Source organism: Paenibacillus jilunlii (genome assembly GCF_900102965.1).
GTDB classification, from domain to species: Bacteria; Bacillota; Bacilli; order Paenibacillales; family Paenibacillaceae; genus Paenibacillus_AQ; species Paenibacillus_AQ jilunlii.
Genome location: NZ_FNGM01000001.1, coordinates 273,577 through 288,505, shown reverse-complemented (window position 1 = coordinate 288,505; position 14,929 = coordinate 273,577). Strand labels below are relative to the sequence as shown.

Annotated in this window: 15 protein-coding genes; 4 read left to right on the top strand and 11 right to left on the bottom strand. The window is 53.5% G+C overall.

Annotated features, from left to right (window positions below; all coding sequences use genetic code 11):
* Positions 1-528: 528 nt before the first annotated feature.
* Genes hemG through hemE form a run of 3 tightly spaced genes read right to left on the bottom strand, consistent with a single transcriptional unit; the run spans position 529 to position 4,082 of the window.
* Positions 529-2,019: a protoporphyrinogen oxidase gene (gene hemG, locus BLQ82_RS01330; protein ID WP_062526657.1), complete on the bottom strand. Its 1,491-nt coding sequence runs from the start codon at positions 2,017-2,019 to the stop codon at positions 529-531.
* Positions 2,016-2,972 (bottom strand): ferrochelatase, encoded by a 957-nt coding sequence (gene hemH, locus BLQ82_RS01325; RefSeq protein ID WP_074647798.1) that lies wholly within the window; start codon positions 2,970-2,972, stop codon positions 2,016-2,018. Before hemH ends, hemG begins: the two co-directional genes overlap by 4 nt.
* 42 nt (positions 2,973-3,014) lie before the next feature.
* Positions 3,015-4,082 (bottom strand): uroporphyrinogen decarboxylase, encoded by a 1,068-nt coding sequence (hemE, locus tag BLQ82_RS01320; protein WP_062526652.1) that lies wholly within the window; start codon positions 4,080-4,082, stop codon positions 3,015-3,017.
* A gap of 226 nt (positions 4,083-4,308) precedes the next feature.
* Between hemE and BLQ82_RS01315 the strand changes: the two genes are divergently transcribed.
* A complete protein-coding gene (locus tag BLQ82_RS01315; protein ID WP_062526650.1) occupies positions 4,309-5,526 on the top strand; it encodes an MFS transporter in 1,218 nt (405 codons plus the stop codon).
* 20 nt (positions 5,527-5,546) lie between these two features.
* Here the strand turns inward: BLQ82_RS01315 and BLQ82_RS01310 are convergent, their stop codons facing one another.
* Entirely contained in the window at positions 5,547-6,176 is a 630-nt protein-coding gene (locus BLQ82_RS01310) for an O-methyltransferase (RefSeq protein WP_062526648.1), read from the bottom strand.
* A 193-nt stretch (positions 6,177-6,369) separates the two neighbouring features.
* On the opposite strand from BLQ82_RS01310, the gene BLQ82_RS01305 reads away from it, so the two are divergent.
* Positions 6,370-7,509, top strand: a complete 1,140-nt coding sequence (locus tag BLQ82_RS01305; protein WP_062526646.1) for a THUMP domain-containing class I SAM-dependent RNA methyltransferase — start codon at positions 6,370-6,372, stop codon at positions 7,507-7,509.
* 131 nt (positions 7,510-7,640) lie between these two features.
* On the opposite strand, the gene BLQ82_RS01300 is transcribed toward BLQ82_RS01305, so the two are convergent.
* From BLQ82_RS01300 to BLQ82_RS01290, 3 genes are read right to left on the bottom strand one after another with little or no spacing between them, the layout of a single operon-like run.
* The gene (locus BLQ82_RS01300; RefSeq protein WP_062526643.1) at positions 7,641-8,255 is read right to left on the bottom strand and encodes a DUF4097 family beta strand repeat-containing protein; all 615 of its coding nucleotides are present in this window, start codon (positions 8,253-8,255) and stop codon (positions 7,641-7,643) included.
* On the bottom strand, positions 8,252-9,847 hold the full coding sequence (locus tag BLQ82_RS01295) for a hypothetical protein (protein ID WP_062526641.1): 1,596 nt from the start codon (positions 9,845-9,847) through the stop codon (positions 8,252-8,254). The genes BLQ82_RS01300 and BLQ82_RS01295 overlap by 4 nt, the downstream gene beginning before the upstream one ends.
* Positions 9,844-10,719, bottom strand: a complete 876-nt coding sequence (locus tag BLQ82_RS01290) for an ABC transporter ATP-binding protein (protein WP_062526639.1) — start codon at positions 10,717-10,719, stop codon at positions 9,844-9,846. The genes BLQ82_RS01295 and BLQ82_RS01290 overlap by 4 nt, the downstream gene beginning before the upstream one ends.
* Before the next feature lie 176 nt (positions 10,720-10,895).
* On the opposite strand from BLQ82_RS01290, the gene BLQ82_RS01285 reads away from it, so the two are divergent.
* A complete protein-coding gene (locus BLQ82_RS01285) occupies positions 10,896-11,639 on the top strand; it encodes a response regulator transcription factor (RefSeq protein WP_244280666.1) in 744 nt (247 codons plus the stop codon).
* Between the two features lies 1 nt (position 11,640).
* Positions 11,641-12,756 (top strand): sensor histidine kinase, encoded by a 1,116-nt coding sequence (locus tag BLQ82_RS01280; protein ID WP_062526637.1) that lies wholly within the window; start codon positions 11,641-11,643, stop codon positions 12,754-12,756.
* A gap of 41 nt (positions 12,757-12,797) precedes the next feature.
* Here the strand turns inward: BLQ82_RS01280 and BLQ82_RS01275 are convergent, their stop codons facing one another.
* From BLQ82_RS01275 to BLQ82_RS01260, 4 genes are all read right to left on the bottom strand, one after another.
* Positions 12,798-13,622, bottom strand: coding sequence for an aldo/keto reductase (locus tag BLQ82_RS01275; protein ID WP_062526635.1), 825 nt, complete (start codon positions 13,620-13,622; stop codon positions 12,798-12,800).
* 238 nt (positions 13,623-13,860) lie between these two features.
* Positions 13,861-14,100, bottom strand: a complete 240-nt coding sequence (locus tag BLQ82_RS01270) for a YuzB family protein (RefSeq protein WP_020426769.1) — start codon at positions 14,098-14,100, stop codon at positions 13,861-13,863.
* 41 nt (positions 14,101-14,141) lie between these two features.
* Entirely contained in the window at positions 14,142-14,444 is a 303-nt protein-coding gene (locus tag BLQ82_RS01265; protein WP_025707581.1) for a HesB/IscA family protein, read from the bottom strand.
* Positions 14,445-14,570: 126 nt separating this feature from the next.
* The gene (locus BLQ82_RS01260; protein ID WP_062526633.1) at positions 14,571-14,822 is read right to left on the bottom strand and encodes a hypothetical protein; all 252 of its coding nucleotides are present in this window, start codon (positions 14,820-14,822) and stop codon (positions 14,571-14,573) included.
* Positions 14,823-14,929: the final 107 nt, after the last annotated feature.

Genomic DNA, 14,929 nt, shown 5'->3' with positions numbered 1-14,929 from the left:
TTATACCTCTCATTTCACTCAGCTGCCCATTTCTGACCAAATCAAAGGTACTTATACCTCTCATTTCACTCTGCCACCCTTGGCCGCTTGAACAACGGTATGCGGTTGTTCAAGCGGCCAATCGGACTGTGTCATTCTTACCCACATAGCATGGTTAGAACATCCATTGTTGACGTTATTGGGGGAGGATTCGTCCATTCTGCTATTCCACAGGACAAACGGATCGAGTTTCCGACAAAATATCCCAAAATAAACACATTTTTTGTCATTGCGTAATTTCCCAAGCGAGAACATACTGGCTCTTGGCTCTTCAACAACGGCGTTTCTGCCGTTGTTTCCGGGCAACCGGCCCTCAGTTCTTCAACAACGGCAATTCTGCCGTTGTTTCTGTTCCACACCCATTCTTTAGAGGAATCAAGCAAAAAGACCCTTAACCCCTTCACACCTTATCCACAGCAGAAAAAACTCATAATTTCCTAAACTATAAAAAAACGGTGAAGCGGCTCCTTCCGCGCTTCACCGTTCCGGTTATTTCAACACCGCCGCCGGTTCGGGCTGCTGAACGAGCCTCCCTGCGGCGCTCTCAGCCGTCTGCTTGGCCTGCTTGATGCAGTCCGGCATGCCAATCCCGTCATAGCCGGCGCCAAAGGCGTACACTCCGGGCAGCTTCTGGGCAAGCTCGCTGCGCAGCGCAGCTATCCTGGCCGGATGCCCCACCGGATATTGCGGCATGGAGTGCTTCAGCCGGGTAATTTCCGTGAACATCGGCGTGGCCGTGATCCCCATGATCTCCTTAATATCCTTAAGCACCAAATCTGTCAGTGCTGCGTCCGGCAGCTCTACGTTCTGTTCGTCGCCCGAACGGCCGACATAGCAGCGCAGCAGCACGCGGTCGTCGGGGCTGGTATGCAGCCATTTCGTTGAGGTCCAGGTGCAGGCGGTAATATTGCGCCCTTCCTTGCGCGGGACCAGGAAGCCGGACCCGTCATACTCGGTGTGAATGTCCTTCTTCGCAAATGCCATGACTACATTCGCCACCGATACATAGTTGACGCTGTCCAGTGCCGACACATCCACATGGGGCCGGAGCAGGTCTGCCGCGGCAAAGTTCTGCACCGTGACATATACATCATCCGCCGGCACAAATTCTCCATTATCCAGCTCGACTTCATAACGCGGTGCAGGTCCCGTTCCCGAAACCTGCGGAGACGAGCCGGCAGCAGCCTCCCCACCGCTTACATGAATGGCAGCCACTCCCGTTCCCGTCCGCTGCTCGACATCATGCAATTCATGAATTAAGGCATGAACCAGACTCTGCAGGCCTTTGCGGAACGTCAGAAAGGCGCTTTTTTTGGTGCCGGTATGCGTTTCAGCCGGCTTTCTTCCCAGCATCATTCCGCGAATGAGGCTTCCATGCTGCCTTTCTACATCTCCGAACTGCGGAAAGGTCGCCTGAAGGCTGATCTTGCGCATGTCCCCGGCATAAATCCCGGCTAAAAGCGGCTCTGTCATATTTTCCAGCACCTCTGTCCCCAGGCGGCGTTCGATCAGCGCACCCAGCGATTCATCCTCTGTACTGCGCCGGGGCGGAAGGATGAAATCCATCATCGCCCGCATTTTCCCGCCAAAAGTAATAAGGCCGCTCTTCAGAAACGGCTTCAGCTCCGTGGGAATGCCCAGCACAAGACCTGCCGGCATGGGATGCAGCTTGCCGCGCTGCAGTATGTACGTTTTTTTGGCATTCGGATTGGTGGTTACCAGCTCATGATCGATTTCCAGCTCCTTCGCCAGCTCGCTCATCACGGTCTTGCGGGCCAGAAAGGAGTCCGGTCCCTTCTCAATGACAAAACCCTCGCGATGCAGCGTTTCTATCTTGCCGCCAAGGCTCTTGTCCTTCTCCACGAGAATGATATCCGGCTGAATTCCGGCTTCCCGGTAATATTTGCGGACATAAAAAGCGGCGCTGAGGCCGCTAAGGCCTCCGCCGATAATGACTACTTTTCGTGCTGTGCCGGTCATGACTGGCTCACCTTAAACTGCCCAGCCGCCGTTCGCACCACATCGCTGAGCACAGACATATAAGCCGGATCACTGTTGAGCGAATCAATCCGCATCAGCCGCATATCCAATTCAGAGGCCAGCGCCTGTGCTTCAATATCCAGATCATACAGCACCTCCAGATGGTCGGATACGAAGCCGACCGGTGCTGCCAGCACATATTTCACCTGAGCTTCGCTAAGCTCGTGCATCGTCTCCAGAATATCCGGTCCCAGCCATGGCTCGGATGTGCGGCCCGCGCTCTGCCAGGTGAACTGCCAGTTGCTGACTCCCGCCTGCTTGGCGACAGCTTCAGAGGTGGCCAGCAGCTGATCACGGTACGGGTCACCCATGGACAATATACGTTCAGGCAGACTGTGCGCGCTGAATAATACCCGGACCTCTTCACGTGCCGCACCAGTCTCCTCAAACAGATCCAGCTTGGCCGATACTCTGCGGCTCAACACATCAATCAGCTCCGGATGGAGGTGATAGCTCTCCACGAAGGCCATTTCGATTCCGCTGGCTTCCGCCTTTTCCCTGGCGCGTTTGATATAAGTGCCGACACTCATTACGGAATAATGCGGGGCAAGCACAATGCCCACACCATGGGTAATGCCGTCCTTCACCATCGCTTCCACACCATCTTCGATAAAAGGACGGGCGTGCTTAAGCCCCTGATAGCAGACAAATTCCACTTCTTCTCCGGCGTGACCGTTGTTCAGCGCGGCCTGCAGCGCTTCAACCTGACGGTTTGTATTCTCGCGCAGCGGAAAGACTCCGCCAACAATGGCTTCATAACGGTCCTTTAATTCCTTCAACTGCTCTGGGGAAGGCGCATGGCCCCGGCGGATATGCGTGTAATAAGCCTCCACCCCTTCCAGACTTTCAGGCGTGCCGTACGACATAACGAGTACACCAATTTTAGTGGTCACGGATTCCATCCCTTTCTGCGGATAATGAACTAACAGAGCTGTTTATAATGAAAGACGCGGTTTCGCGGTTAGCTTCAGAGCCTCGCGGGAATAGTCATGGACATATTCCGTCAGCTCCTTTAGCGTGTCCAGAGAAGCCTCGGGAAATAATCCGTGCCCCAAATTAAAAATGTAGCCCGGTTCGCGGATGCCTTCATCGACCAGAGCTTTGGCCCGTTCCTTGAGCAGATCCAGCGGAGCCGTCAGCAGATAAGGGTCCAGATTGCCCTGGACCGCAAAACGGCCGCCGATGCGGCGTCTGCCTTCAGTGATGCTCACGCGCCAGTCCAGACCGATCACATCCGCCTGGAGGTTCGTCAGGCTCGGCAGCAGCTCTCCTGAGCTGACGCCCGGAAAATAGATCTTCGGCACATTAAGATCGGCAAGTCCGGCAAAAATACGGGAGATGGTCGGCAGCACATACAGCTCGAAATCATGTGGAGCGAGTGCACCAACCCAGCTGTCGAACAGCTGGAACGCTTTGCCTCCGCTGGCGACATGGGCACGCAAATAGGCGATGACCATATCGCCAAGCTTATCCATTAGCATAAACCACACCTGCGGCTGGCTGTACATCATTTCCTTGGTACGGTGGTAGCTCTTGGAGGGTCTGCCTTCGATTAGATAGCTGGCAATGGTAAAAGGCGCACCAGCAAAGGTAATCAGGGGCACATCAAGCTCTTTGTCCAGAATGGCTATAGTCTTCAGGATATGGCTGAGATCGCCTTCCACATCGATTGGCTTCAGCCTCTCCACATCCGCAGCACTGCGGATCGGGTTCTCGATAACGGGACCGATGTTCTTCACAATGTCGAATTTCACTCCGAGGGAAGCAACCGGATTCATGATATCGGAATACAGAATGGCCGCATCCACACCCAGCTTGCGGACGGGCATCATTGTGACCTCTGCCGCAAGCTCCGGCTGTTCACAGATCTCCAGGAGCGAGTAGTTTTCCTTGATTTTACGGTATTCGGGATCATACCGGCCGGCCTGCCGCATGTACCATACGGGAATGTGGTCCGTGTCTTGCTTCCTGCAGGCGCGGATAAAAGTGTCATTGTAGGTCATGATAAGATCTCCATTAGTATTGATAGAATGTGTGTATACGCTTATCCTTTATTATGCTCTTTTTAAAAGTTCGGAACAACCGCCGAACCCGTGAGGGAATGACAATCCCATGACATTACTATGACAAGTGTTGCATCAGACCTCTCGAAATCTATGATATACTGATAGAATGTCTTTTTTCGTGAACTCTTGCCCTTTGAATCCCTTGAAAGGAAGTGAAAGCACTTTGAAGAATTGGGAGACATGGAAAGTCAACCTCATCGTGCTGTGGTTCGGCCAATTTCTGGTTAACGCCGGAATGACCATGATCACCCCATTCCTGACCTTGTATCTGGCCAAAGACCTTGGGGTACAAGGTGATGCGCTCGGGTTATGGGCCGGACTTATTTTTGCCGCGAACTTTATGACTTCATTCCTGTTCCAGCCGTTGTGGGGCAAGCTTGCTGACAAATATGGACGCAAAATCATGCTGCTGCGCTCCAGCTTCGGCATGGCACTGGTCATTGTGCTGATGGGTTTCGCACAGACGCCCTTGCAGCTGCTGCTGCTCCGCCTGCTCAACGGGACCATTTCCGGTTTCAATCCGGCGTCTATCGCACTGGTCTCGGGCAATACACCGAAAGCCCGCATGGGCTTTGCCATGGGGCTAATGCAGTCCGGCTCGGTCGCCGGGACCATTCTCGGCCCGCTGATCGGCGGGGCTATGGCGGACTGGATCGGGTACCGCCCGATCTTTTATATCGTGGGCGCCCTATTGTTCGCCGCCTCACTGCTCGCCTTATTTTTCGTTAAAGAGAAGTTCGACCGGGAAGAAGCTGCACATGTGCCGCAGATTTCCGTGCTTGAGGGATTCAAGGAGCTGGCCAAGGTGCCGCAGCTGCCCGCGCTGTTCGGTGTAACCTTCCTCCTGCAGTTTGCCATGATCGCCCCGATGACACTGCTTCCGCTCTATGTAGAGAAGCTGCATGGCACTGCCGTGGACATTGCCTTTTGGGCAGGGGTCGTCAGCGCCGTAACCGGCGTGTCCAACATGCTGGCTTCGCCTGTGCTCGGCAAGCTGAGCGACAAGGTTGGCGCCCACCGGATTCTCACCTACGCCTTGATCGGAGCGGCGCTGTTCATCATTCCGCAAGCCTTTGTGACCACTGTCTGGCAGCTGATCATTGTCCGCTTTCTGATGGGGGTCTTTATGGGCGGCCTACTGCCTAGCGTCAACGCCCTCATCCGTTCATATACACCTGACGGCAAGGAGAGCCGGGCGTTCGGCTTCAACAGCAGCATGCTGGCACTCGGGAACATGCTGGGGGCAGTTATCGGGGGCTTTTTATCCGGCTTTATCGGCATTGAAGGCCTGTTCCTTATCTCCGGCGGTTTCCTGCTGGTCAATACGGTGTGGGTACGGCTCAAGCTGTACAAAGGGGCCGCCCCACGATTATTCAGATAACGGAATCAGCGGCGCGCTGCTTACTTTACAATCGCCAGCGCCAGTCCGTCGTAGGCGGGGAGCATCGTGCTGGTCAGCCGTTCATCACTGGCAATCATCTCATTGAAGCGGCGCATCGCCTGTACGGCCGGTCCGTTCTTCTCTGCATTCAAGGTGCGTCCGCGCAGAAAAATATTATCTCCGGCGATCACTGCACCCGGCACCGCAAGCTTAATGGCATACTCCAGATAGTTCGGATAGTTTTCCTTATCGGCATCAATAAAGAAGAAATCGAAGGTCCGGCCCTCCGCTTCCAGCAGCTTCAGGCTGTCCAGCGCGGGGCCGAGCTTGTATTCCACGGCTTCACCGAATCCCGCTTCTTCCAGGTGCCGCCCGGCAAGCTCCGCGTATTCGGCCTTCAGTTCGAGCGAAGTCAGCCGGCCCCCCTGCCGGAGCCCGCGGCAGAGGCAGATGCCGCTGTAGCCGCCAAGTGCGCCAATCTCCAAAATCCGCGTGGAACGGGACGCCGCCACCAGCATTGTCAGCAGCCGCCCATATCCGGGCGCAATGGACACCTCGGGCATGCCGCTATCTTTAATGGCCTGCTTCACCTTGAGCAGCAGCGCGTCCTCTGTATATAATTGTTCACTGTATTCTTCCTGATTGGGCATATGTATTCTCCTTTGTGGTTAGTACTGATGGTAGAAGATCTATCGCGCTGAATACGGCGGGACGGGCATTGTGCTGCGCCCCTCATTCCCCTATACTTGATAGGCAAGCCGTATGAGGACTTCCGGAAGCACCGCTTCACCTATTGTAAAGGTTATGTGTATTCATCTACAAGTTAAACGGAGTTGAGCGAATTTGGGCAAATTACAATTGATCGCCACCGCCCCCATGGGGCTGGAGGCCGTCGTAGCACGTGAATTGAACGAACTGGGTTATGAGACTACGGTCGAGAACGGCCGTGTATTGTTCAGTGGAGATTACATCGATATCTGCCGCTGTAATTTATGGCTGCGTACCTCGGACCGGGTGTTGGTCAAAATGGGCCAGTTCCCGGCCCGGACCTTCGATGAGCTGTTCGAAGGCGTCAAAGCCATCGAGTGGCAGGACTGGATTCCCGAAAACGGAGAATTCCCCGTAGAAGGAAGATCGCATAAATCCCAGCTTACCAGCGTACCTGCCTGCCAGGGCATTGTCAAGAAAGCCATTGTCGAAAAGCTGAAGCTTTCATACCGTACCGAATGGTTCCCGGAGAACGGCCCGCGGTATGTGGTGGAAGTGATTCTTCTGAATGATACCGCTTTGATTACGCTGGATACTACCGGTCCCGCGCTGCACAAACGCGGCTACCGCCGCCAGGCGACGGAAGCGCCGCTGAAGGAAACGATGGCGGCCGCGCTGATCCAGCTCAGCCGCTGGAACGGCCACCGTCCGCTGTACGATCCGTGCTGCGGCTCAGGCACGCTGCTGATCGAGGCGGCGATGATCGCCTGGAACATTGCGCCGGGCCTGCGGCGCTCGTTCCCGTCCGAGCATTGGCCGGAAATCCCGCAGCGCCTCTGGGAAGAAGCCCGCGAGGAAGCCTTCGACGCTGTGCGCGACGACTATCCGCTGCAGCTCACCGGCACCGATATTGATCCCGCCGCGATTGAAATTGCCGAAGCCAACGCCAAAAGCGCCGGGCTGGCCGGTGAGATCACCTTTCAGGCCATCGCTGCCGCCAAGGCGAGACCTCAAGGTGAATACGGCTGCATCATCACCAATCCCCCTTATGGGGAACGGATCAGCAATGACAAGGAAGTGGAGAAGCTCACGCGCCAATTCGGCGAAATGATGCTGTATCTGCCGACCTGGTCCTTTTTCGCCATCAGCCCGTATAAGGAATTCGAGCAGTACTACGGACGCAAGGCGGACAAGCGGCGCAAGCTCTACAATGGACGGATCGAGTGCCAGTATTATCAATACCTCGGTCCCCTGCCGCCGCGTAATCCGCAATAAACCGGTATGAGGCAGGATAAGTTGCTCTGCACAAAGAAACGGACAGTTCCCGAATGGGAGCATGTCCGTTTTTTCATAATATGAATTTCATGCAACCAACCTTTTGCTCCAAAAGTTCAAGTGCAGACTGGCTAATCCTCCAAAGTGATATTACCTGAAGCTGAATGCACACTCAGTGTGGAAGTCTCCGCACTCTCTGCACCTACCTTCCCCTTCAGTATCTGGCCGCCACCTTCCGTCTGAATCTCTGCCGACGCCTGGACCTCCGAGTGAATGGTGCCCGATTGTGTGGCTGCATCGATCTCCCCCGCGAAGCCGGTGACGGTGATATTGCCTGAGTCGGCGTCTAGCACAATCTGCTCCGCCTGGCCGTCCTCAAAGGTAATATTGCCGGAAGATGTGGCCAGACGGATGGACTCGTAGTTTTGTTCCGGCAGCTCCAGATATATGGTCTCATTCTTTAAATGGATGAAGCCGGACTTCGGTTCGGCGTTGACAGCAAGCACACCCTCCTCCAGCACCGCCGGCAGCTCACCATCCGTCTTCATACGGAGCTTCACTTCCGAAGCTTTGGAACGGCTCACCTGAATGGATTGTCCGTCAGTGTTCACCTCAATCTGCTGCACCTTTGATCCCTCGAAAGAAGCTGTTTTCTCCACGGCTTTGTCCCCGCAGCCCGCAAGTAGGAACATAACGAACGCTGCCGGGATGAGGACAAGCCATTTACCGCCTGTATATTTTGTCATATGGATCTCCTTCTTATGGATAAATTACCGGTCTGCCAGAGCCGGACGGTTATGACTGCTGCGAATAAGAAAACAGTGAGCGTGAGATAAAGCGCAGGTTTCCTATCGGACACCCCTAAAAAGTCAAGTGAGGGAACATGATTGAGCGGTCCCATATACCACCAGAGCATATAAATGACTTCGAACAGTTTTTTTGACCCGCCCAGTGTGCCGAGTGCAAGTGCCAAAGTCGGAATGAACAGGATTCCTGTTCCCCATGCCAACAGGGCCGGCATCTCCCCATCCGCGACGAAGCGGATGATTGCACCCGCAGAAAACAGCAAGGTGATAAATACGCCGGAGAGCCATTCCGTCCACCACTTCGCCAGCGGTGAGCTGCTGGACAGGATCAGTCCGGTGGTAAAATAATGCTGATCCCGTGTGCCCATCTGCGACCATATGGCGAGAGGCCATATCATGATAAAGGGCAGCAGGCTGTCCACGGAATTTGCCGTAACCAGCAGAGGCGCAGCAATGAGCACTATGGCGGGCAGTGTCCACCAGAGGGACATGCCTTTCAGCATAAGCTTCAGCTCGGCTTTAACCTGCCCGGGGAACCTTGCCCCCTTCACCTTCACTGCCGGAGACAGCTTCAGTGAGCCGCTGTGCTCCACGGCTGCAAGCGGTAGAGCAGATGTTTTTTCCCTGCCCGAAGCAAGCGGATGAACCTTGGAGGAGGCTTCCGGGTGTTCAAAACGGCGGAACAGCAGAGCCGACAAAACGATGAATCCTATCCCCGCAGCTATCCAGACGAGCCGGATCAGAATAAGCGAATGATCCCATGCTGCACCCTGCCACTCAAATGTGGAGATCTGTCCCTCTGTCGGATAATATCCAAAGCTTCCGCTTGCCTCAAGGCTGGAGAGGGCAGGATAATGCTCCGCTGCACTGCGGGCCATTGCGTTCAGGATACTGCTCACGCCGAACAGATCCCACCAATCGCTTGGCGCGGCTATGGACACCACACCGACAGCAATCCACAGGCAGAAAAACAGCACATTCCCCAAAACCCCCTTCAAACCGGGAAATACATCAAACAGGACGGTTAAGGAAGCGAGCAAAAACAGGGACGGAAAAGTTACATAGAAAAAGGGAGCCATGTAATCCATTAGCCGGAGCTGGGCAGCTTCTCCCCGCAGCAGCTGCATGGCCATAAAGGCCACCAGCAAGACAGCTCCAATCACCAGCAGCACCACAAAATTTGCCGCCGCCTTACCGGCGATATACCTGATTTTCCGGACAGGGGCAGAGGCGATTAACGGCCCAAGCTTCAGGCGCGCATCTCCGGATATTTGGCTTCGGAGCATGAAAAAACCGAACAGCCAGAGCAGCATCGTGGTCAGCATCGCCGCAAGTCCGCCCAGCCACGCCGAGTTATAGATGCCTCTGACCCCGCCGATAGAAAAGATTTCATATCCGGCAGCGGCATCCGGCACGCAGGCATAACCGGCAAATACGCTGATCCCTATAACGAGCAGGAAGGAATAGCTGCGCATCTGACTGACCAAATTGCTTTTGATTAAATAAAAGCAGGCAGAGAGGGTACGGATCATGGCTGGACTCCTAACGAGGACACTGTATACAGGTACGCATCCTCCAGTGAAGCGGGCAGCAGGGTGGCGTTTGCGCTGGGGCGCAGATCGGAAACGATCCGGGTGTGGATGCCGTCGCTGCGCTGAATGGCGCTGCTGATCGTGTATTTAGCCTGCATTTCCGGCAGGGAGGCGGCAGGCAGGATACAGTTCCAGACCTTCTGCTCCACACTCTGGATCAAGTTTTCCGGTGCCGCATACTTGACCAGCCGGCCCTTCGCCATCAGAGCGATGGAGGGGGCGATGGATTCAATGTCGGTCACGATGTGTGTTGATAAAATAATGATTCTGTCCCCTGATAAGCTGGACAATAAATTGCGGAAACCGATTCTTTCTCCGGGGTCCAGCCCGACCGTAGGTTCGTCGACAATAAGCAGCGACGGATCATTAAGCAGGGATTGGGCAATGCCCACCCGCTGTCTCATGCCGCCCGAGAATCCTCCGAGCAGCCGCTTCCGGTCATTCGAGAGATTTAAAATTTCCAACAGCTCGTTGATTCGGGTTCGCGCCGACCGGGCGGACAGTCCTTTCATCGCCGCTATGTACTCCAGAAATTCAAGCGGAGTCAGATTCGGATACACACCGAAATCCTGCGGCAAATAGCCCAGCTCCTTCCGCAAAACCTGTGGTTGCCCGGCAATATCCACCCCATTCCATGTAATCCTCCCTTGTGTCGGCTTCTCTATAGTCGCGAGCATCCGCATCAACGTGGATTTCCCGGCACCATTTGGGCCAAGCAGACCGGTCACCCCCGGTTTGAGCTTCAAGGTGATACTGCTGAGGGCATGCTTTGCACCATAGCTTTTCGATACCTGTTCAATTTGCAATTCCATGTCTATTCCTCCGTCACAACCATTTGCCGAACCATTCTTTGGTGGCGCAACGTTAGAATAGCCTGCGAAAGTAAAATCAAAGCAAAATCACGGTTAAAAGGAAACAGGAGGCAAGAAAAATTCCAAAATGAATGCTACACTTAGAGGAAACTTATGCACTTGGGGAGGAAACACCGTTGCTGAATGTCAATACGAACGCCGAGAAAATTTTGCTGGTTGACGATGAGCGGGGAATTTTGACTTTGCTGGAGATTACGTTGAAGAAAGAGCGTTACCACAACATTTCCAGCTGTACAACTGGGGAACAAGCGTTATTTTTCGTAAAAAATCATACCTATGACCTGATCCTGCTGGATGTGATGCTGGGGGACGCCAACGGCTTTGAGCTGTGCCGTGAGATCCGCAAGCATACGGATGCGCCCATTTTTTTCCTTACGTCGTGCGCAAGCGATTTCGATAAATTGACGGGGCTCGGGATTGGCGGGGACGATTATATCACGAAACCTTTTAATCCGCTCGAGGTCATTGCCCGGATGAAAGCTTTATTCAGGAGGCAGAGCCTCACCCAAGCCTCGTCATACGGAATTTCGGAAGGTGCAGGAAACAAAGAATACAATTATGGGCGTTTTATTCTAAGGCCTGCGGACGCCGCATTGATCGTGAATGGTGAGAATGTGGAATGTACGGCCAAGGAATTGGAGCTGCTGAGCTTCTTTTGCCGGAATCCGAACCGGATCTATACAACATCGCAAATCTATGAACTGGTATGGGGCAGCCCGGGGTATGGCGATGAGAAAACGGTCACCATCCATATTTCGAAAATCAGAAAAAAGCTGGACGACAATCCGAAAGCCCCTGAGCTGATCATTAACCTGAGAGGGATCGGTTATAAATTTGTGCCGCCGGTCAAAGAAGCCTGAGATGAAGACGGGACTAAGGTTCAGTATCCATTTTGTCATCGGATTAATCGCCTGGATGCTTGGACTCGGCATCACCATGATGATTAGCGTAGAGGTGCTGTTTCCGCTGCTGGGACTTCTGGAAGGACAGGAGCATTATGATCTGTACATTCTGGCGGTATTCGGGCTTAACATTACGGCATGCAGCGTGCTGTTCGGCTGGTACTTCGGGAGTCCGTTAAGATTCATGATGTCGTGGATTGCTTCCTTGTCGGGCAGGAATTTCGAACCTCCGCCTGGGCTTCAGGGCATCTTCAAGCGGAACAGGAAGCTCAAATTCAGATACCGGCTGTACGGCGAATTGATTGTGAACATCGAGTCCCTGTCCGCTGGCCTGAAGCAGGCCGAACTGGAACGCCGCAAGCTGGAAGAGAACAAAAAGGATTGGGTGGCTGGCATCTCGCATGATCTCAAAACGCCTTTAACGTATGTCACGGGATATTCAGCTCTGCTGCTGAACGAGGAGTACAGCTGGAACCTGGATGAACAGCGGACGTTCCTCCAAGAAATTCATTCCAAAGGGCAGCATATTGAGGAATTGATCAGCGACATCAACCTCTCTTTTCAGATGAATGAGGATCATGCTTCCCTGCCGATGAGGCTTGTCACTCTGGAGCTGATCGGCTTCCTGCAGCGGCTGACTGCCGATGTCGGCAACGATCCGCGAGCAGTGTCCCACCTGTTGAGCCTGGAAGCGGAAACCGAGACGCTGGAGCTTATAGCCGACGAGAAGCTGCTCTACCGGGCGCTGCAAAATGTGCTGATGAATGCGGTGCTTCACAATCCGGCAGGAACCGCCATTCATGTGACTGTGCGGCAGGAGGGTGATGAAAGTGTGCATATCACGATTTCCGACGATGGCACTGGAATGGACGAAGATACGCTAAACAATCTGTTCCAGAAATATTACCGTGGTGCAAAGGACGGCTCTCCGAAACTGGGAACAGGACTCGGCATGGCTATTGTAAAAAGTCTGATCCTCGCGCACGGCGGGTTCCTGACCGTAGACAGCGAAGTATCCAAAGGAACCGCATTTCATATCTGTTTGCCTGTCCGGCAGCATGAAAAGTCTCCCTGAGCGTGCATTCAGGGAGACTTTTTGATTACAATAGTATTGGGCTAGAACAATAACTTGTCCGGATCAGAGCCAATCCGCTCTCCGGCATCCAGCCCGCTGATCGCAGCCAGTTCTTCCGCCGACAGCTCGAAATCGAAGATTTCGCTGTTTTCCTTGATTCTCGATGCGGTTACCGATTTCGGGATAATCACAATCCCGTTCTGCAGCCCCCAACGCAAAATCACCTGGGATACCGTCTTGCCATGCTTGCCAGCAATCCCCTGCAGCAATTCATTATCCTGCAGTCTGCCCTTCATCAGCGGTGCCCAGGCTTCAATCTGAATCTGGCGGCTTGCGCAGTAATCATGCAGCTCTTTCTGGATAAAGCGCGGATGCAGCTCCACCTGATTCACCGCAGGCACCGTTTCGCTGTCCTTCCGTAATTCCTCCAAATGGTGAATCTGAAAATTGCTGACGCCAATGGCCCGTACGCGTCCTTCGGCATACAGCCGCTCCAGTGCGCACCAGGTAGCCTTATATTTATCTGTGCCCGGCCAGTGGATTAGATACAGATCAATGACGTCCAGGCCAAGCTTCTTACTGCTGGTTTCAAAGGCTCTTAGTGTCTCATCATAGCCCTGATCCGAGTTCCATACCTTCGTCGTGACGAACAGGTCGTCCCTCTTGATGCCGCTGGCGGCAATCGAGCGTCCCACCTCTTCCTCGTTGCCATATACCGCAGCGGTATCAATACTCCGGTAACCCAGCTCCAGCGCAGTTGCTACAGCTCTGGCCACCTCTTCGCCTTCAGCCTTGTAGGTGCCCAGTCCAAACCGGGGCATGGCAATCCCGTTATTCAGAATCGTTACATCAGCAATATGCTTCATTTCGCTCCATTACCTCCTATGTATCTTTCTGATGTTGAGAACATTTCTATTATAACATGGGCCTCCGCGCATACCCAACTTCGAGGCACACCCGGATACACAAGCGGAAACGGCTTTGCCGTCCTTTACAGGACGGTACCGTTTCAGCGGGAAATATATTGAGTGAAGCATATAAATTCCTATAGTTGCCAAAAACCCCCGCTACACTCAGCGGGGGTCATGCCAAACACCACTATGCCTATTCCTTAGCAACCGGCCGTTTGACAAAAGCTTCGGCCTTAGCCAGCACCTCGTCTTCCGTCGGGCCGCTGACATACCGGCCATTGATATAGACAAACGGCCGTTTGCCGCAAGGTCCGCAATAGGAGATGCACCCGGTCTTGATCTCGGCGTCAGGCGCCATCTTGCGCAGCTTGGGGAGGATACTTTTCATCTTGATATGATTGCATTCGTCGCAAATGCGTATATCGTTAGCCATGGAGCAACCCTTCTTTATGTCCGTAAAATACGGGCGAACACTTAGTGATCGCCGTGATTTCCTTTAGACGGATTAGTAATCACAAAACCTTCTTCAGGGAAGTACAGATAGTCGATCTTTACACCATCCAGCAAGGGCTGATTCGGATCAAGAATGACATCAATCTCTTTGTCAGTGGAGACAACAACGTCACTTTCTTTGGGCGTGTCCAGATCAAGGCCGTAGTGGGCATGATCGCCGTGGGCGTGTGTAATGGCTACGCGCAGCTTCAGCTCGCTGTTGCCTTCAAGTTCCATCGTTTTCTTTATCACTTTAGCCGCATTGCGGGTAATTTTGACGTTCATGCTCATCCATCTCCCAGGCATCTATAGTTTAAATACTCAATAATTTATTTTAAGGAAATCAGCCTGTAAAAGCAACTGTATTGGCGAAATAGATCAGCACAAAGCATGAAAAGATTCGCTAATCCTTCATCTTCCGGCTCTTAGGGCCGGGTATTTGCGCTCCATCCGCGAGACGAACCAGCCCGTCAGCAGCATCGTCACCCCAATATCGTCAATCGGCAGAAACGGCATAAAATCGGGAAGCACCCAGTATAAAATCACCGGAATGGTGAACAGGAGCTTGTCTGCCACGGCGACTTGCGGCGAGATGATAAACTGCCAGGAATTGCGGAAAATATGGGACCATTGCTTAAGCGACAGCAGTTTTCTCAGTTTCATCACGGTCCTCCTAAAAGTTTTGTGAGTTTTTCACAAAAAAAGGATCCAGCCGCGAAGCGCATCTAGGAATGACTGCGGCCGTACCCTTTGCTGTTATATTACGCAAA

Excerpts from the sequence above, each read along its gene's own strand:
- BLQ82_RS01265 (WP_025707581.1), bottom strand. The coding sequence starts at position 14,444 with ATGAACGTCAAAATTACCCGCAATGCGGCTAAAGTGATAAAGAAAACG.
- BLQ82_RS01295 (WP_062526641.1), bottom strand. The coding sequence starts at position 9,847 with ATGATCCGTACCCTCTCTGCCTGCTTTTATTTAATCAAAAGCAATTTG.
- BLQ82_RS01260 (WP_062526633.1), bottom strand. The coding sequence starts at position 14,822 with ATGAAACTGAGAAAACTGCTGTCGCTTAAGCAATGGTCCCATATTTTC.
- BLQ82_RS01300 (WP_062526643.1), bottom strand. The coding sequence starts at position 8,255 with ATGACAAAATATACAGGCGGTAAATGGCTTGTCCTCATCCCGGCAGCG.
- BLQ82_RS01280 (WP_062526637.1), top strand. The coding sequence starts at position 11,641 with ATGAAGACGGGACTAAGGTTCAGTATCCATTTTGTCATCGGATTAATC.
- hemE (WP_062526652.1), bottom strand. The coding sequence starts at position 4,082 with ATGACCTACAATGACACTTTTATCCGCGCCTGCAGGAAGCAAGACACG.
- BLQ82_RS01310 (WP_062526648.1), bottom strand. The coding sequence starts at position 6,176 with ATGCCCAATCAGGAAGAATACAGTGAACAATTATATACAGAGGACGCG.
- BLQ82_RS01290 (WP_062526639.1), bottom strand. The coding sequence starts at position 10,719 with ATGGAATTGCAAATTGAACAGGTATCGAAAAGCTATGGTGCAAAGCAT.
- BLQ82_RS01270 (WP_020426769.1), bottom strand. The coding sequence starts at position 14,100 with ATGGCTAACGATATACGCATTTGCGACGAATGCAATCATATCAAGATG.
- BLQ82_RS01275 (WP_062526635.1), bottom strand. The coding sequence starts at position 13,622 with ATGAAGCATATTGCTGATGTAACGATTCTGAATAACGGGATTGCCATG.
- hemG (WP_062526657.1), bottom strand. The coding sequence starts at position 2,019 with ATGACCGGCACAGCACGAAAAGTAGTCATTATCGGCGGAGGCCTTAGC.